This window comes from Proteiniclasticum ruminis DSM 24773, from assembly GCF_000701905.1.
GTDB classification, from domain to species: Bacteria; Bacillota; Clostridia; order Clostridiales; family Clostridiaceae; genus Proteiniclasticum; species Proteiniclasticum ruminis.
The window spans coordinates 304401-320960 of record NZ_JNKC01000005.1; the positions used below are offsets into that span (position 1 = coordinate 304401).

Below are 16560 nucleotides of genomic sequence, written 5' to 3' on the forward strand. Positions count from 1 at the left end.
AACTTGCTCCTATCCTTCAAATGTTCTACGCTTTGATTTCTGACCAGAAACTCTCTCCATAGAGATCGTTCGGAACTCCCAGATACTCAAGAACAGTCTTCCCAATGTCTGAGAATGTTCTTCTCACGCCTAGGTTCGCCCCTGGTTTTACACTCTTGCCATATACAAGGATTGGAATATACTCTCTTGAATGGTCAGTGGATGCTGTTGTCGGATCACATCCATGGTCTGCAGTAAGAATCAGAATGTCTTCCTCTGTCATGGTTGCCAAAAGTTCTGGCAGTCTCTCATCAAATTCTCTGATGGCATTATAATAGCCAACATAGTCATTTCTATGTCCGAACTTCATATCAAAGTCTACCAGATTCGTCCAAAGAAGGCCTCCAAGGTCCTCTTTCATAAACTTCAATGTTTCATCCACACCTTGCATGTTGTTCTTGGTATGAACTGTATGGGTCACTCCAATGTTGTTGAAAACATCTGATATTTTGCCTACACACATAACATTCTGCCCATCCTCTTTGACATACTCCAGAATGGTCTTATTGAATGGATCCAGCGCAAAATCCTTTCTGTTGTCAGTTCTGGTATATACGCCATCTTCCCCAACAAAAGGTCTTGCAATGACACGTCCAACCTGCCAGTCTCCCACAAGCATTTCACGGGCAACTTCACAGTAACGGTACAGTTCATCCAATGGAATAACTCCTTCGTGGGCTGCGATCTGGAATACGGAGTCTGCAGAGGTATAAATGATGGGATAACCGGTTTTTACATGTTCATCTCCCAGTCTTTCGATGATTTCCGTGCCGGAAGCAACCACATTCCCCAAAGTTTTTCTTCCTATTTTAGACTCAAAGGCATCCATAATCTCCTTTGAGAATCCTTCTGGATAAGTATTAAGCGGTTTTTCCAATATAACTCCAGACATTTCCCAGTGACCCGTTACAGTATCCTTACCCACAGAAAGTTCTGCAGACTTTCCAAAAGCAGCCTCTGGTGTATCCATAACAGCTACGCCCTTCAAAGGCGCGATATTTCCAAGTCCCAGTTTCTCCAAATTAGGAATATCCATACCACCGACTTTATCAGCGATATTTCCTAGCGTATTGGAACCTACATCTCCATATTTGTCCGCATCGGGCATCTCACCGATACCAACAGAATCCAGTACAACAAGTATTGCTCTTTTCATTTTTTCCTCCTTGTTATGCCCTTGGATGGGCATCCTCATAAACTTCTTTGATTTTTTTATTATTCACTAGTTTCAAGTAAATAGACGTTGCTTTTATATCATTATGCCCCAGAAGCAGAGACAGTGTTGTAATGTCTGCACCACCGCTCAGCATATGTACGGCATATGAATGTCGTAATGTGTTCAAGTTAATGTTTTCTGATAACCCGGAAATTTTCGCGTACTCTTTCAGGATTTTCCAAAGACCTTGTCTTGTCATCTGTTCTCCACGATGGGACGGGAACAAGACAGATGCCCCAACTACTGGATCCAATCGCGATGATAAATAAAGTTCAATGCTTTCCATGGCAAAGGACCCCAACGGTACCAGCCGATCCTTGTTCTTTTTCCCTTTTACTGAGAGATTTCCCCGCACCATATCCAGATCCCGGTACCGGAGTTCTATGAGTTCAGACGCTTTGATTCCTGTAGCGTAAAGCACTTCGAGTATCGCCTTATCCCGCTTCCCCCTCAATGTGCTGATATCAGGAGCTGCAAGTATCTCTTCCACTTCCTCCACACTGAGTGGTTCCGGAAGATTTCTTTTGATCTCAGGCAGCTCGAAGTAAAGAATCGGCGCTTCCCTTATTTTGTTCTTTTTTCTCAGATATTTATAAAAATTACGGACAGAAACCAAATGACGGGCTATGGTCGCTCTGGACATATTTAAATCCAGAAGGTATCCGATGAAGTTGGAGACTTCTATTTCATTGAAGTCCTCAAAACTCAGTTTTTCTTCTTCCAGAAAGGAAATATGATGTATGAGGTCCCGTCGATAGGCATCGATTGTATTTTCAGACTTATCTTTCGCTCTCAGTTCATCGATATAATCACTCAGATAGTTTTGTTTCATACTGTTTTCCCAATGTATAGCAGGCTACGGTTTTGAGGTCCTTGATTTTGCCCTTCTCAATCCCATCTTGAAACTCCTCATCTGTGAGTCTCACAAGATCAATGAACTCATCATCGTCTCCACCTATTTTGCCCAAGGTAAGACCTTCTGCCACAAAAAGATGAATAAGTTCATCGCTGTATCCCGGTGAAGTGGCAAAAGCCCCCAGTCTCTTTAACGATCTGCATTTATATCCTGTTTCTTCTTCCAGTTCTTTGAGAGCATTCTCATCAGGAGTCAGATCCTTTTCAAGTTTACCTGCAGGAAGTTCCAGATAGGCTTCTTCCATGGGTTTTCTAAACTGTTTCACCAAAAGAATCTTGCCTTCCTCGTCTCTAGCCAGGATGCAGACTCCGCCAGGATGTCTTACGATTTCTCTGAAAGCGCTCTTTCCGTCGATCAGTTCGACTTGATGGGTTTCGAGGGAAATGATTTTCCCGTTGTATAATTCCTCTTTTGAAATTGTATCTTCTCGAAATAACATTTGTAACTCCTTATCTTCAGTGATAGAAAAAGACCCTGGGAGTTATCCGGGGTCTCAAAACGGTCGTCAGCAGTATCTGCCGCATCTCTATTTTACTATAAAATGCTCACAATGATAAGCATCTCCAGGCAGCGCCATAGAAATATTATGTAAAGTTATAATATTATTCACAATTACAGGAGGACTTACTCGTCTCCCTGTCCTTTTTCCAACCGGAACTTGTCGCTGATCAGCGCAATAAATTCTGAATTCGTCGGTTTTCCTTTTTCGAAATTCACAGTGAATCCCTGAATCTTATTCAGGTTTTCAAGCTGTCCCTTGTTCCAGGATACTTCAATAGAATGTCTGATGGCTCGTTCCACACGGGATGAGGTGGTATTGAACTTTGCCGCGATATTCGGATAAAGCTCTTTGGTCACCGCAGACAAGAGTTCCACGTTGTCGATCACTTCAATGATCGCTTCTCTTAGATAGCTGTACCCCTTGATATGAGGCAGTATCCCCGCTTCCTGCAAAATGGAGGAAAGCTCCGTCGCAAGATCCTTTTTCTCGATTCCATCTTCCTGGAAATCAGAAGACTTCATATCCTGGGTTTTCATGATCCCATCCTGGGATTCGTGGAAATAACTTTTGATTCTTTTTTTGATTTGCTTCAGGTCAATTCCTTTCACCATATAATAGTCAGCCCCAAGTGTGATTGCGGTATTTGTGACTTTATCATGGGAGATGGCGGAATAGACGATAATGACAGGTCTGTCTTCCATATTCTTCAAGGATTCCAAGACACCAAGCCCGTCAAGTTCAGGCATGATGATATCCAAAAGAAGTACATCCGGCTTTTTCTGCTGCATGATTTCCAATGTTTCTATACCATTTTTCGCAACTCCTACCACGAGAAGTTCTGGGTCATTACTTAAGAATTCATTCAGTAGAGCACTCATATCCGCATTGTCATCAGCTATGAGTATTTTTATCAATTTTTTCATAGTTCACCTCTTTAATCCTTGAGATTCGTATATTCTAAACAAATTATACTTCACAACGTATCGTTTTCAAAGAAAATACTTTTTCTTCAGTATTTCTGTTTTATTGATGGTGTCTTCTGCATTTTTAAGCTGCGGATCTGATATTTTCGAACCGCCGATCATTTTTGCCAGCTCCATGGTTTTTCCCTGAAGATTGAGTTTTTCCACTCTGGTGAATGTCCTCTTCTTTTCCTCATGTTTGGACACCACCAGGTGATGATCCGAAAACGCGGCAATCTGAGGCAGATGTGTTACACAGAACACCTGAAACCTCTTGGACAGCGAATACATTTTTTCTCCAACGGCCTCTGCGATTCGACCGCTGATTCCCGTGTCAATTTCATCAAAAATAACAGACGGGGTCTTGTCCTTTTCCATGAAAGCAACTTTCATGGCCAGCATAATTCTGGAAAGTTCTCCTCCGGAGACAATCTTTTCCAATGCTTTTTTAGGTTCACCAATATTGGTTGAAATGAGAAAACTCACATCGTCAGTTCCATATTCATGGATTTCCTCAGTCTCCACAACAGAAACGGAGAACTCAGCTTTTTCCAGCCCAATGAACTTCAGTTCCTCATTGATCTTTTTGGAGAGCGTTTTCCCCCCTGAGACCCTTTTGTCGTGAAGTTCCTTTCCAGCCATATACAGGATTTTTCTCTGCGCTTCAATCTCTTTACGGGTTTTGAGAATAATTTCATCCGCATCTTTCAGGTCTTCATATTCCTGTCTGATTTTCTCATAATGCTGGAGAACTTCTTCTATGGTTTCGCCGTATTTTTTCTTATAAGTGCTGTATACATATAATCTTTCGTTGATAATATTGAGTTCATCCTGATCATAATAAACGATATCACGGAATCCAGCGATATCACGATAAGCTTCCTGTAATGAATAGTAAGCATTCTCCAGGTTCTCCAAGGGAGCTTCCGCTTTTTCAAAATGCTTCACGATGCTTTTCAGACTCTGTATCGCTGAGGTCAAAGATTCCAGCACGCCGTTCTCACTGTCCATCAGTTCGTAAGCTTTCGTAAGTCCTGTTGATATTTTTTCTGCATGGCTGAGCATGGAGAACTTCTCCATCAGTTCCTTCTCTTCATGAAGATTGAGCTTCCCCTTTTCCAGATCTTCAATCTGGAACTTCAGATAATCCATGAGTTTTTCCCTGTCTCTGCTTCCCAGGAGTTTTGAGAGCCTGTCCTTTAACTCCCTCAGTTTATGAAACTCATCCAGGTACCTTCTATACACAGGTTCCTTTTCCAGATCAATAAAACTGTCCAGATAAGACAGATGTTTTGTCACATCAAGAAGATTCTGGTTGTTGTGCTGACCATGAATGTCCAAAAGCTCTTTCCCAACCTCTTTCAGAACATTAAGAAGCACAGTTTTTCCGTTGATTTTCGCGAGATTTCTGCCTTGCATGAAGGTCTCTCTAGAAAACACCACCAAATCATCAAAGGGGATGTCTTGAGCTTCGAGAAGCTCTTTCATACTGTCTTCTAGGGTGAATACAGCCTCGACAAAAGTCCTGTCAGAACCCGTCCTTATGAACTCCTTGCTGAATTTTTCGCCCAGCACAAAATTAATGGAATCAATCAGAATAGACTTTCCAGCTCCGGTCTCTCCCGTAAGAATGGTGAACCCTTCCTCAAAATTCAGTTCCAGATGATCAATGAGCGCAAAATTCTCCACTGTTATTCGTAAGAGCATCTTATCTTCCCACCAGTTCGGAGATTTTCTTTACGATTTCAACCGCCATCTCATTGGATCTGACCAGCATGAAAATGGTATTATCTCCCGCAATTGTCCCCGCAATCTCCGCAAGATCCAGCTGATCTATGGCTTCTGCTGCTGTGGAAGCCGCTGCGGTTATGGTTCTCACCACAACAATCTTATCGATATTCTCTACTGATATGATTGTGTGAGACAGCAGTGTCACAAGTTTTGAGATGGCGTCTTTGCTTTCTTCCTTATTCGCCACGTACTTATATCTTCCCGTGGCACTCAGCACCTTGATCAGCTGAAGATTTTTGATGTCTCTTGATACCGTCGCCTGGGTCACATGAAACCCTTCCCCCCTGAGCTCCTTCGCCAGGTCCTCCTGGGTTTCAATCTCTTTTCTGGAAATGATCTCCAGGATTTTGCTTCGTCTGTCAATTTTCAATTTCGTTCCCCCCTTGTGTATTTATGGCTTTATATAATAATTTTTGTCTTAAAACATGAAAGTAATCATAGCCATCCAGCCTGAGTATTTTGCAGGAGGAAGCAGCTTTTTGGATTCGAATGACAGAATCCCCCGTAATCCTGAGATTCACTTGTCCATCCATGGACAGAAAATACTCCTCATTGCTTTTGCCAATCTTCAGTGTCACAACTTGTTTGCTTGAAAGCACCAAATCCCGGATACCGAAACTGTGGGGACAGATTGCTGTGACCCCTATAGCCTCTACCGTTGGATACATGATGGATCCACCTGCAGAAAGATTATACGCTGTGGAACCAGTAGGTGTAGTAAGAATGATACCGTCTCCTCTATAACTGTTGGAGAAGTCTTCATCCACATGAAGCTCAAAGTGAATGATATTTCCTAATGCACCTTTATGTACCACGGCATCATTCAGTGCCACAAAACTTCTGCGCTCTCCGCATTCCATGCGCAATGTGGCCTCCAGCATCATGCGGTCCTCAATGGTATATTTGCCTTCTTCAATCTGCAGCAGACTGGATCGTAGTTCATTTAGATCTGTTCCCGTGAGAAACCCAAGATTGCCAATGTTCACCCCAAATAGAGGAAGATCTTTTCCATAGGCCAGTCTTGCTGCAGACAGAAACGTACCGTCTCCGCCAAGAACCAAGAGAAGATCCAGCCCCAGAGGAAGATGATTCTCTGTCACTGCAAATACTTCTACTTGAGGCAGTGTGTCCCGTATTATGTTTTTTGTTTCCTCAAGGTACTTCCCCTCAGGATCTTTTTCCTCATTGCTGTAGATACCAATCTTTTGCATGTAAGTCCCCCTACTTAGAATTTACAGAGTATGCGCTCTTTCTACCAGACTTTCTACATAAGAAGGCGAGATTTCTTCTCCCTCCCGATCCTTTTTGCCGAAATAGATCAGAAACTCGATATTGCCTTCTGGACCACGAATGGGAGAATAATCAAGTCCATACACATACAGGCCCTGCTCTTTCACAAAATCAAGAATGGCAGTAAGCACTTCCATATGTGTTGATTTCTTCTTGATGACACCTTTTTTCTCCACTTTATCTCTTCCGGCTTCAAACTGAGGCTTGATCAGCGCCACCATTTCTCCCCATTCAGTCATCAGTTCCATCGCTTTGGGAATGATTTTCGTAATAGAAATGAAAGACACATCCGTTGCAGAAAAATCAATCCAGTCTTCAATCTCATCCCTGGTGGCGTATCGGAAATTCAGTCTCTCAAGACATACCACTCTTTCATCCGTTCTCAGCTTCCAGGCAAATTGCCCGTAGCCCACATCCACGGAGTATACCTTTTTCGCTCCACTTTGAAGCATCACATCCGTGAATCCTCCTGTAGATGCGCCGATATCAAGGCAAGTCTTATCTTTCACGTCAATACCAAAGACTTCCAAGGCCTTAGCCAGTTTATATCCACCCCTTGAAACATACGGCATCTTCGTGCCACGGTCTTCAATGTTTGCAGTTCTGGATACTTTGGTTCCTGGCTTATCTGACTTCTGATCATCCACATATATTTTTCCTGCCATGATCTGTGCTCTTGCTTTTTCCCGGCTTTCATAAAAGCCCAGCTCAACAAGCAGCACATCCAGTCTCTCTTTATCACTCATTTTTTTCTCCTGTAAATGCAAGAATTCTATTTGACAGCTCTACGTATCCTAATCCATGCACTTCATAAAGTTTCTCCACGCTGCCCTGTTCCACAAACTGGTCTCTGAAACCAAATGTCAGAACATTTCCTGCCATGAAATGCCCCATGGCGCTTTCAAGGATCATAGAGCCAAATCCACCATGGACCATATTGTCTTCAAGGGTGATGATTTTATACCCCTTGTCCAGATGACTCCTGATGAGTTCATGATCTACAGGCTTGATGAACACACCGTTCACAACCCCATAGTGGACTCCTTGTTTCTCCATCTTTTCAGAAAGGATCATTGCTCTTGCAACCATCTTTCCTGTGGCATAAATGAACCCCTCTCTGCCTTCTTTGAGCACCTCAAACTTTCCAGGCTCAAAGTTTTTCAGTGGAGGAAGATCTATCCCATTCTCATCTCCTCCCCTTGGATAACGGATGGCCAAAGGGCCGTTGAAAGTTTCGGAGAAATAGAGCATCTGACGGAGCTCCTCCATGGACTTAGGTGCCATAATCGTCAAGTTTGGTACTGGCGTCAGGAAAGAAAGATCAAGGATCCCCTGATGGGTCTCTCCATCGTCTCCAACCAGTCCTGCACGGTCAATACAAAGCGTCACAGGCAGCTTCTGCAGGCACACATCATGAATCACCTGATCGTAGGCTCTCTGAAGAAAAGTGGAGTAGAGCGCAACGTAGGGCTTCATCCCACCAACAGCAAGTCCTGCTGACAAGGTAACTGCATGCTGCTCTGCGATGCCCACATCAAAAAGCCTGTCAGGAAAAAGATCCCTGAAGCCTCCTAAGCCAGTTCCATCTGGCATGGCTGCCACAACAGCTACAATTTTATTATTGTTCATGGCCATTTCCACCAAAGTGTTCCCGAACATTTTTGAATAATTGAGACTTGCCGAATCCTTGGCTTTCCCATTTTCTTTGTTGAATGGAGGTGTGCCATGGAACTTATCCGGTCTTTGCTCACTAGAATGGTATCCTTTTCCCTTTTTTGTCAGCACATGTACGAGTTTAGGCCCCTTGATCTCTTTTGCGATCTTCAGAAGTTTCGATACTTCTCTGATATTATGTCCGTCCACAGGCCCTAGATAAGTGAGCCCCATATTCTCAAACAGCATATCGGGGAGAAGCATCGATTTAATGCCCTCTTTCACCTTGTCCATAGATCGGTTGATGCTCTTGCCAAGTGGCATTTTTTCAACTATGACCTGTACTTCTTTTTTTGCGCGTTCATAATTTGGAAAAGCTCTGAGCTGACTGAGATACGTACTGATTCCACCTACATTTTGAGATATGCTCATCTGATTGTCATTCAGCACCACGATGAGATCTGTCTTTTTGTCTCCTACATCATTCAGTGCTTCCAGTGCCATTCCACCAGTTAAAGCACCATCTCCGATGACGGCTACCACTTGAAAATCCTCTTGCATCAAATCCCTGGCTCTGGCGATGCCAAGAGCAGCACTGACAGATGTGGAGGAATGTCCTGTATCAAATACATCGTACTTGCTCTCTTCCCTCTTGGGAAATCCGCTGAGACCTCCAAACTGTCTGAGGCTATGAAACTCTCCTTTTCTCCCGGTGAGGATTTTATGCACATAACTCTGATGTCCAACATCATAGATGATTTTATCTTTCTCCAGATCAAACACATTGAACAGACTGATTGTGAGTTCAACTACACCTAGATTGGGCGCAAGATGCCCCCCGGTCTTCGAAACGGACTCCACCAAAAATGTTCTGATTTCATGGGAAAGGTCACGTAGTTCTTCCAGACTTAAATTTTTGATATCTTCCGGTCCAGTATACCTGTCATCCAGTATACCCATAGTTACCCCTCCTAATAGGTTCTCTCCATGAGGCTCCTTGTAAGATCCTCTAGTTTACTCGTGTCGCGGCGAAGTTTTGAAAGCGCGGCAAGGCATGCCTCGGTGGCTTCTTTCGCCATTTCTCTGCTTTTATCCACGCCAAACAGTCCCACATACGTAGTTTTGTTTGATTTTTCATCCTTCCCGACAGTTTTCCCTAAGACCTCTCTGGTTGAAGTCACATCAAGTATGTCATCCTGAATCTGAAAGGCCAGTCCAAGGTTTCCCGCATACTCTTCCAGAAGTATTATTTCTTCTGCCGTTGCCCCAGCATAGACTGCAGGAGCGCAAACCGCAGCTGTAATCAGTGCTCCGGTCTTTTTATGGTGACAAAGCCTCAGTTCATCAAATGTTGCGGGGTACTCTTCGTGATGCAGATCCATCACTTGCCCTAAAATCATGCCATCTCTTCCTGAACACCCGGAAATATATAGGGCGGCCCTTGCTCCAGACTCTCCCTGAACAGCATAGCTCTCCAAAAGTACCGTAAAGGCTTCATTAAGAAGCGCATCACCTGCAAGAATTGCATTCGCTTCTCCAAACACTTTATGACTGGTGAGTTTGCCTCTTCGGTAGTCATCATTGTCCATGGCAGGTAAGTCATCATGAATCAGAGAATAGGTATGGATCATTTCCATGGCTAGTGCCATAGGCATCAGATCCTCTTTGCTCTTTCCAAACATTTCTCCGGTGAGAAGGCAAAGAACAGGACGAAGTCTTTTCCCTCCGATGGACATGCTGTACATCATGGCTTTTGTTATGGTATTATCCGGCAACCGCCTGAAATAATTCAGAATCTCCGTATCCAACAGATTCTTCAGTTCTATCATCTTCAAAACTCCGTTTCCTCGTCACTTTGTATCATTTTGACTTTGGCTTCTGCCTTTTCCAGAATCTGCAGCAGTTCCTTGGTCAGAGACACGCCTTCTTCATATTTCTTCATGGATTCCTCAACGGAAAGCTCTCCGCCTTCCAGCTCTTGGAGTACTTCTTCCAGCAGCTCCGTCAGCTCCTTATAACTTTTCACTTTCTTCGCCATATACACGAACCTCCATCTTAACTTCCCCATCTTTCATCTTCACCATAAGCGTCTTCGATGTTCTCAGCGCTTTTATGCTTCTTATGAGATGTTTCTTTTCATCAAATATCAATGCATATCCTTTGTCCAGGATATTTAGAGGATTATGTGCTTGAAGCAGACTGTAGTAGGACTCCAGTCTTTCCCGCTCTCGTCCCATCCTCTGCATAATTATACCATCTAAACGGTTTCTTTTCTGTTCTATATCCAAATAACTGTTCGCAAGAATTGTGTTCGGGTGACTTTGTTGAAGCCTTCCCTGAAACGCGCTGAAAACAGTTCTCTCATGGCGGATTCTGGACATATATGCCTTTTCAAGTCTTGCGCTTTTTTCTCTCAAGGAACGCAAGGCTTCAGAAAGCGAAGGAATGACAATTTCTGCAGCCTGAGATGGCGTAGCTCCACGATAATCCGCAACAAAATCTGCAATGGTAAAATCCACTTCATGACCAATTCCTGTAACAACTGGAATCTTGGAAGCAGCAATGGCATAGGCTAGAGAAAGATCATTAAAACAAGAAAGGTCTTCAAAGGAACCTCCTCCTCTTGCCAGGATGATCACATCCACATCTTTTCTCTTATTCACTGCTTGAAGCGTTTCCAGCAGAGCTCCTCTTGCAGCATCACCTTGGACCAGTGTCGGAAAGACCAACAGCTCCACTGTGCTGTTTCTCCTTCTTGATACATTGATGATGTCCTGCACCGCTGCACCGGTTCCTGATGTGATTACCGCAACCTTCTCCGGATACGCCGGCAGCATTTTTTTCAATTCAGCACGAAAAAGCCCCTCTTTCTGGAGCTTTTCTTTGTTTTCTTCAAATTCCTGGTAGATCTCACCAAGACCTACCTCTTCCAGTTTATTCACGTAGAGCTGATAAGTTCCTTCCTTCGCATAAACGCTGACACGTCCGCTGAGAAGCGCTTTCATACCGTCTTTTGGATGTTTCTTCAGTGAAGAAGCATCCTGACGGAACATCACACAGTTCACCTTCGCATGCTCATCTTTGAGCGAAAAATACAGATGTCCCGAACTATGTGCTTTAAAATTGGATATCTCACCGAGAACGGTGAGATTATTCAAGATAAAGTCATGATCAAAATTTCTTTTGATATAGGCGTTGAGATCTGTCACACTCATGGTTTTCAGTTTCATCGAATCCTCCATGGAGACATCTTATTTCCGGAAACTCTCATCATAAAGATCCAGAAGAGTTCTCATCAGAATGGTTGTAGTAAGTGTACCTACGCCTCCAGGAACTTTTGTAGCATATGCCGCCTTCTGTAGAACACTCTCCAGATCGCAGTCCCCTACAATTTTACCATCAAGCTCTGAAGTGCCCACATCAATCACTGTAGCGCCTTCAGACACATACTTCTCATCAATCATCAGAGGTCTTCCTATGGCACTGATGAGTATTTCACCAGACCTTGCCATCATTGACAGATTGCTGGTCCTGCTGTGACATACCGTAACGGTCATATGTTCCCGAAGCAATAGCTGTATCAACGGCTTTCCCACAATGTTGCTGCGTCCGATGATTACTGCATGCTTACCTTTAAGCTCTCCATGGATATGCTTCAGTATTTCTACTACACTGGACGGCGTGCATGGTGCTACCCCTCCTGATGTAGAGGCCAATAATCCGATGTTGAAAGGATTCACGCCATCCACATCCTTGTCTTTACTGATGCTTTCAGCCACGCGTTCTTCATTAATGTGCTTCGGCAGCGGAAAAAGAACCATAATCCCATGTACTTTGTCATCACCATTGAGCTCCCCAATCATCGAAAGAAGATCTTCCTCTGATGTATCCTCAGCCAATGTGATCTTCAGCATTGTTCCGCCTAATGCTTCCAGATTTTTTTTCTGCATTTCCAGATAATAGACTGAACCAGGATCTTCTCCCACAAGGACCGTTGCAAGAGTTGGCACTGGTTTGCCATCTGCTTTATATGTCAAGATACGATTCTTCAGTTTTTCTTTTTCTGTTTTTGCTATCGCTGAAACATTAATAATCTCTGCCATCTGTCCCTCCTGTATTGAAAAACCTTCTGCACCAGATCAAGAAGATACTATGCTAGACCTTTCTCCTGATGTGCGATTTTGTCCAGTACTCCGTTGATAAAGGCTCCAGAGGTTTCATCTGAATACTTCTTAGCAATTTCTACGGCTTCAAAAATCGATACATTTTCTGGGATACCTTGCATAAATAGAATTTCATAAGCACTCAATCGCAGTATGCTTAAGTTGATTTTGGAAACTCTCTGAATCTTCCAGTTCACCAGATACTTTTCTATGATGGAATCCAGCTCTTCTCTTTTTTCATTCACACCATTCAGAACTTCTTCCAAATATTTAATATCTGTATCTTCGCGCAGGTCCTCATGGTTGTCTTCAAAATAATCATCCACAAGTTCCTCAATATTCTTTTCATTCATTGTACTTTGATACAATAGTTCCATGGCGATTTCACGTGTTCTTTTTCTCATACGTTTCAAACAGGGCTGACGCCCCCTCCTCATTTTCTCATAGTACTTCAAAAAACCCTCTGGATTTCAGAGGGTTTTCTTTTATTTTTCCTTTGTCTTCTGATCGTTTTCTTTCACAAAGATGTTGTTCACATAAATATTCACTGCAGAAACCTTTAATCCTGTGATGGTTTCTACGGTTTCTTTCACATTGGACTGGGCTTTCTTAACAACCTCAGGAATCCTGAATCCATACTCGATGCTCACAACCATATCGATGATGGCATCCTGTTCACCTACAGTCACTTTCACTCCTTTGGTCACATTTCTTTTTCCTGTCACCACTTGAGTGATCCCACCTGTTAAGGTTGGATGAAGTCCCTGTATTCCTTCTATCTCACTGGCTGCAATCCCTGCAATGACCCCAACTACATCTTCGGAAATCTTTACTACCCCATAGCCTTGGTTCTTCTTTGTATTTTCGCTCATATATTTTCCTCCTCGGTCCTGTAGGTCTATTTGGATTAATTATATCAAATTGAACTTTTATAAGCAATTGAATCCCTAAATCAGAGAGCAGGAAACATGCTCCGTTCTGTCTCTGGGACTGCTTAAAAAAAGGACCTGGTATTAACCAGATCCAATATCCCAGCTCAATATTGCGCTTTGAGACTTACACTCTTTCCATGTACTCGCCTGTTCGAGTATCCACACGGATGGAGTCTCCTTCATTGATGAAGAAAGGAACCATAACCATCGCTCCAGTTTCTACCGTTGATGGCTTAAGAGAATTTGTTGCTGTATTGCCTTTGACTCCTGGCTCTGTCTGAGTAACCTGAAGCTCTACGAAGTTTGGCGCTTCTACAGAGAAAGCCTCTCCCTTATAGAATTTGATTACAGCAAAGTTGTTTTCTTTCAGGAACTTGATGGCTTCTTCAACCTTTTCATAGTTCAGTGGAATCTGTTCAAAGGTTTCCTGATCCATGAAATAGTATAGTTCTCCGTCGTTGTATAGATACTGCATTTCTTTTCTTTCAATCACTGCTTCTTGCAGTTTAGTGGAAGGGTTGAATGTAGTTTCTGTCATACCACCTAGTATTACGTTTCTTAGCTTTGTACGTACAAATGCTGCACCTTTGCCTGGCTTTACATGTAGAAAGTCGATTACGACAAACACATTGCCTTCATGTTCGAATGTTGTACCTTTTCTTAAATCACTTGCTGAAATCATTTCTTTTACCTCCAAATTCTATCCTAAACCAAGAAACTGCCAGGCAGAGCCTGGTTTTATTTCACACAGAAGGGCAAAAATTAGGGTCTTCGCCTTCTGACAAAATATCAATTACTCTTCTGGAAATTACCAATGATATTTTATCAGATTGACTGAAGTTATGCAATAAATATCGCTTTTGACCGATTTTAGAGGTTTTGGAGAAAATTTATAGCACAAGAAGAAAATCTGAATACCAGTCACAAAAAAACAAATCATTGAAGAGAAGCACACTGGAATCTACTTTGCGCACTGATCTCTCAAGCTCTCATAAAGACCCTGGATCAAATTTCCAATCTGATTCTCATCATCAATATTCACATGATAGGATGCCTTCAAATAAATAGATTCTCGCTTTTCCAGCATGGACTTCACTTCCTCATAAGTTCTGGACAGTGGTCTTTTCCGGTCATTTCTGAGTCTTTCCCAAAGCAGTTCTGCTGTGCATTTTAAATAAACCGTAACGCCAACTCGATTGAGTTTTGACATGTTTTCATTAAATATCGGTAGGCCACCTCCTGTGGAGACCACAATATTCTTTGATTCTATCATCTGGTTAAGAAATTCCGATTCAAGTACTCTCAGTCTTCCCTCTCCTTCCTCCTCAATGATCTGCTCTGGAGTTCTTCCGCTGATTCTTGTTATCTCATTATCTGTATCAAGAAAGTCCAGTTCCATTTTTTTTGCCAGTTCTTTCCCTATTGTGGATTTGCCGCTTCCAGGCATGCCTATCAAGAATATTGGTTTCATTTTACACTCCCTTATTGATCAGCTGAATACAGTCTTCCTGCAGCCTCAACTCTACTCTTCTCAGATATCTCAGCACCGTGTCTTCTACAATCAGCACATGTACTGTATCTTCATTATATCCTTCTTCATAATAAATAGAATAGACACCAACCTTTTCTTTCCGCCCTTTTTTCATATGAGCCAGAAAATCGCTTCCCACATATCGCTCATTAATGATACTCTCCATAAGTTCCAGTTCCTGGAGAAAATTCTGGATTCGGACATCTACACTGTAGATGCCTTTCTCAATATAGATATGGCTTCGCAGCAGTCTATGATTTCTAATGGAGAACCCGCCAGCAAGAATCAAAAGAAGTACTGCTGAAATGATGCTTCCTCGTTTACTTTGCAAGATAAAACCCCCGTTCGTAAGAAACGCCTGGAAAATAGAGTCTGATAAAAATGATATCCCCCATTTTTCTCATCCTGACATCGACGACACCATGACAGATTTCTTGAACCTGTCCCCCTTCAAATACAAAGAGTAGCCTCGAATCTCGCTTTGTCAGCACAATTTTATGCCCAGGCACATAGGCACTTTTTTCAATCTGAAGAGTATTTCCAGATAATGCAGTTGCTTCCACGTTGGTGTATAATCCAGTTTTCAGAACTTCAAAAGCATGATATGCGTAATCTGTATACTTCAAAAACTGTAACAGCTCTTTATAGTCTTCCACTGAAAAAATATACACCCTCATAGCAAGAATTACAGCCATGAGGCTGAATATCATATAGGCTAAAAAGTCACTCAGTGCTGTCCCCTGTTTTGTCCCTGAATTCATACCTTTGTCTTTCCTTCCCCGCATAGTAGCCCACAATCTCCACTCTCTCAGTGTCTTTCTGGAATTCAATGACAAACTCTCCCTGCGGTTTTTCTGATACTTCATATTCTTCAAGACTCCCATAGGAAACCCCCTCGTCCACCATCAGTCCACCACTCAATAGAAGCAGATAATACCCTTCCAGTTTATAGTCAAAATCAAGAAGAGCCTTCATTTCAATCTGCTTTACCTTCAGAACGGCGCGCTCTTCCGCAAATGTCAGTCCTACCAGCAGCAAAAGAAATACACCACCCAACATCACCAAATGGATTCTTCCATGTTTACTAGTTTTGATCCTCTTCACCGTTGCCAAAACTTATAAAACTCAATACCACTCCCTATTCAACGTGTCCGATTTTTTAATTCGAAAGAATATACTGCTTTCTTTTGATGTGGCACTCCAATGGCTAACTTCCCATACAACTCTAAACGGATTTCTTTTCACTATCCTTTTCGTTGCCTGGGGAATAGGATTGCTTCTCCCATTGGCTGATTTTCTATGAGGCCATCAGATCGGATATTTGAGTTTTATAAAATCACCTGTCTTGACAAACATACTCCTTTCTTTATTTTTTAGGTATTTGCAAGATACCTTGCGCTTGACACTCCCACAGCTAAAGCAATGGGATTCTTGGGTGATTAAACGCCAGTCTGTTTCCAGTAGGCGAGTATGACCCCAAGCTGAGGGCATGCCATTGCCCCTCCTAAGACAGTACATTTAGTATCTTAGGCTGATAGACTTTTACCATCTATCACAGGTGCTTT

At 42.7% G+C, this 16560-nt stretch carries 20 protein-coding genes; all 20 read right to left on the reverse strand.

Annotated elements, in window-relative coordinates:
• Window positions 1-25: 25 nt before the first annotated feature.
• A complete protein-coding gene (locus T487_RS0108120; protein WP_031576335.1) occupies window positions 26-1195 on the reverse strand; it encodes a phosphopentomutase in 1170 nt (389 codons plus the stop codon).
• A gap of 13 nt (window positions 1196-1208) precedes the next feature.
• On the reverse strand, window positions 1209-2087 hold the full coding sequence (locus tag T487_RS0108125) for a tyrosine-type recombinase/integrase (RefSeq protein WP_031576337.1): 879 nt from the start codon (window positions 2085-2087) through the stop codon (window positions 1209-1211).
• The gene (locus tag T487_RS0108130) at window positions 2065-2610 is read right to left on the reverse strand and encodes an NUDIX hydrolase (protein WP_036909307.1); all 546 of its coding nucleotides are present in this window, start codon (window positions 2608-2610) and stop codon (window positions 2065-2067) included. The genes T487_RS0108125 and T487_RS0108130 overlap by 23 nt, the downstream gene beginning before the upstream one ends.
• A 185-nt stretch (window positions 2611-2795) precedes the next feature.
• Window positions 2796-3596, reverse strand: a complete 801-nt coding sequence (gene spo0A / locus T487_RS0108135) for a sporulation transcription factor Spo0A (protein ID WP_031576341.1) — start codon at window positions 3594-3596, stop codon at window positions 2796-2798.
• 66 nt (window positions 3597-3662) lie between these two features.
• Window positions 3663-5342, reverse strand: coding sequence for a DNA repair protein RecN (gene recN / locus T487_RS0108140; RefSeq protein ID WP_031576343.1), 1680 nt, complete (start codon window positions 5340-5342; stop codon window positions 3663-3665).
• A 1-nt stretch (window position 5343) separates the two neighbouring features.
• Window positions 5344-5796 (reverse strand): arginine repressor, encoded by a 453-nt coding sequence (locus T487_RS0108145; RefSeq protein ID WP_031576345.1) that lies wholly within the window; start codon window positions 5794-5796, stop codon window positions 5344-5346.
• Entirely contained in the window at window positions 5786-6637 is an 852-nt protein-coding gene (locus T487_RS0108150; protein WP_051651598.1) for an NAD(+)/NADH kinase, read from the reverse strand. Before T487_RS0108150 ends, T487_RS0108145 begins: the two co-directional genes overlap by 11 nt.
• A 21-nt stretch (window positions 6638-6658) precedes the next feature.
• Window positions 6659-7462 (reverse strand): TlyA family RNA methyltransferase, encoded by an 804-nt coding sequence (locus T487_RS0108155; RefSeq protein WP_031576348.1) that lies wholly within the window; start codon window positions 7460-7462, stop codon window positions 6659-6661.
• Complete coding sequence (gene dxs, locus T487_RS0108160; RefSeq protein ID WP_031576349.1) at window positions 7455-9329, reverse strand: 1-deoxy-D-xylulose-5-phosphate synthase; 1875 nt, start codon at window positions 9327-9329, stop codon at window positions 7455-7457. Before dxs ends, T487_RS0108155 begins: the two co-directional genes overlap by 8 nt.
• Before the next feature lie 11 nt (window positions 9330-9340).
• A complete protein-coding gene (locus T487_RS0108165) occupies window positions 9341-10198 on the reverse strand; it encodes a polyprenyl synthetase family protein (protein ID WP_031576350.1) in 858 nt (285 codons plus the stop codon).
• 2 nt (window positions 10199-10200) lie between these two features.
• Window positions 10201-10407, reverse strand: coding sequence for an exodeoxyribonuclease VII small subunit (gene xseB / locus T487_RS0108170; RefSeq protein ID WP_031576351.1), 207 nt, complete (start codon window positions 10405-10407; stop codon window positions 10201-10203).
• Window positions 10382-11599 (reverse strand): exodeoxyribonuclease VII large subunit, encoded by a 1218-nt coding sequence (gene xseA / locus T487_RS0108175; RefSeq protein WP_031576353.1) that lies wholly within the window; start codon window positions 11597-11599, stop codon window positions 10382-10384. The genes xseB and xseA overlap by 26 nt, the downstream gene beginning before the upstream one ends.
• 21 nt (window positions 11600-11620) lie before the next feature.
• Complete coding sequence (locus T487_RS0108180) at window positions 11621-12472, reverse strand: bifunctional 5,10-methylenetetrahydrofolate dehydrogenase/5,10-methenyltetrahydrofolate cyclohydrolase (protein ID WP_031576355.1); 852 nt, start codon at window positions 12470-12472, stop codon at window positions 11621-11623.
• A gap of 47 nt (window positions 12473-12519) precedes the next feature.
• Window positions 12520-12936, reverse strand: a complete 417-nt coding sequence (gene nusB, locus T487_RS0108185) for a transcription antitermination factor NusB (RefSeq protein ID WP_031576357.1) — start codon at window positions 12934-12936, stop codon at window positions 12520-12522.
• Between the two features lie 81 nt (window positions 12937-13017).
• Window positions 13018-13404: an Asp23/Gls24 family envelope stress response protein gene (locus T487_RS0108190; RefSeq protein ID WP_031576359.1), complete on the reverse strand. Its 387-nt coding sequence runs from the start codon at window positions 13402-13404 to the stop codon at window positions 13018-13020.
• Between the two features lie 184 nt (window positions 13405-13588).
• Complete coding sequence (gene efp / locus T487_RS0108195) at window positions 13589-14146, reverse strand: elongation factor P (RefSeq protein WP_031576360.1); 558 nt, start codon at window positions 14144-14146, stop codon at window positions 13589-13591.
• 279 nt (window positions 14147-14425) lie between these two features.
• A complete protein-coding gene (locus T487_RS0108200; protein ID WP_031576361.1) occupies window positions 14426-14935 on the reverse strand; it encodes a shikimate kinase in 510 nt (169 codons plus the stop codon).
• Between the two features lies 1 nt (window position 14936).
• Window positions 14937-15326, reverse strand: coding sequence for a hypothetical protein (locus T487_RS0108205; RefSeq protein ID WP_031576363.1), 390 nt, complete (start codon window positions 15324-15326; stop codon window positions 14937-14939).
• Window positions 15316-15756: a hypothetical protein gene (locus T487_RS0108210; RefSeq protein ID WP_143004617.1), complete on the reverse strand. Its 441-nt coding sequence runs from the start codon at window positions 15754-15756 to the stop codon at window positions 15316-15318. The genes T487_RS0108205 and T487_RS0108210 overlap by 11 nt, the downstream gene beginning before the upstream one ends.
• Complete coding sequence (locus T487_RS0108215; RefSeq protein WP_207638304.1) at window positions 15719-16033, reverse strand: hypothetical protein; 315 nt, start codon at window positions 16031-16033, stop codon at window positions 15719-15721. Before T487_RS0108215 ends, T487_RS0108210 begins: the two co-directional genes overlap by 38 nt.
• Window positions 16034-16560: the final 527 nt, after the last annotated feature.

Bases quoted from the DNA above. Each gene is read 5' to 3' on its own strand.
- T487_RS0108120 (WP_031576335.1), bottom strand. From the start codon at position 1,195: ATGAAAAGAGCAATACTTGTTGTACTGGATTCTGTTGGTATCGGTGAG.
- T487_RS0108125 (WP_031576337.1), bottom strand. From the start codon at position 2,087: ATGAAACAAAACTATCTGAGTGATTATATCGATGAACTGAGAGCGAAA.
- T487_RS0108130 (WP_036909307.1), bottom strand. From the start codon at position 2,610: ATGTTATTTCGAGAAGATACAATTTCAAAAGAGGAATTATACAACGGG.
- spo0A (WP_031576341.1), bottom strand. From the start codon at position 3,596: ATGAAAAAATTGATAAAAATACTCATAGCTGATGACAATGCGGATATG.
- recN (WP_031576343.1), bottom strand. From the start codon at position 5,342: ATGCTCTTACGAATAACAGTGGAGAATTTTGCGCTCATTGATCATCTG.
- T487_RS0108150 (WP_051651598.1), bottom strand. From the start codon at position 6,637: ATGCAAAAGATTGGTATCTACAGCAATGAGGAAAAAGATCCTGAGGGG.
- T487_RS0108155 (WP_031576348.1), bottom strand. From the start codon at position 7,462: ATGAGTGATAAAGAGAGACTGGATGTGCTGCTTGTTGAGCTGGGCTTT.
- dxs (WP_031576349.1), bottom strand. From the start codon at position 9,329: ATGGGTATACTGGATGACAGGTATACTGGACCGGAAGATATCAAAAAT.
- T487_RS0108165 (WP_031576350.1), bottom strand. From the start codon at position 10,198: ATGATAGAACTGAAGAATCTGTTGGATACGGAGATTCTGAATTATTTC.
- xseB (WP_031576351.1), bottom strand. From the start codon at position 10,407: ATGGCGAAGAAAGTGAAAAGTTATAAGGAGCTGACGGAGCTGCTGGAA.
- xseA (WP_031576353.1), bottom strand. From the start codon at position 11,599: ATGAAACTGAAAACCATGAGTGTGACAGATCTCAACGCCTATATCAAA.
- T487_RS0108180 (WP_031576355.1), bottom strand. From the start codon at position 12,472: ATGGCAGAGATTATTAATGTTTCAGCGATAGCAAAAACAGAAAAAGAA.
- nusB (WP_031576357.1), bottom strand. From the start codon at position 12,936: ATGAGAAAAAGAACACGTGAAATCGCCATGGAACTATTGTATCAAAGT.
- T487_RS0108190 (WP_031576359.1), bottom strand. From the start codon at position 13,404: ATGAGCGAAAATACAAAGAAGAACCAAGGCTATGGGGTAGTAAAGATT.
- efp (WP_031576360.1), bottom strand. From the start codon at position 14,146: ATGATTTCAGCAAGTGATTTAAGAAAAGGTACAACATTCGAACATGAA.
- T487_RS0108200 (WP_031576361.1), bottom strand. From the start codon at position 14,935: ATGAAACCAATATTCTTGATAGGCATGCCTGGAAGCGGCAAATCCACA.
- T487_RS0108210 (WP_143004617.1), bottom strand. From the start codon at position 15,756: ATGAATTCAGGGACAAAACAGGGGACAGCACTGAGTGACTTTTTAGCC.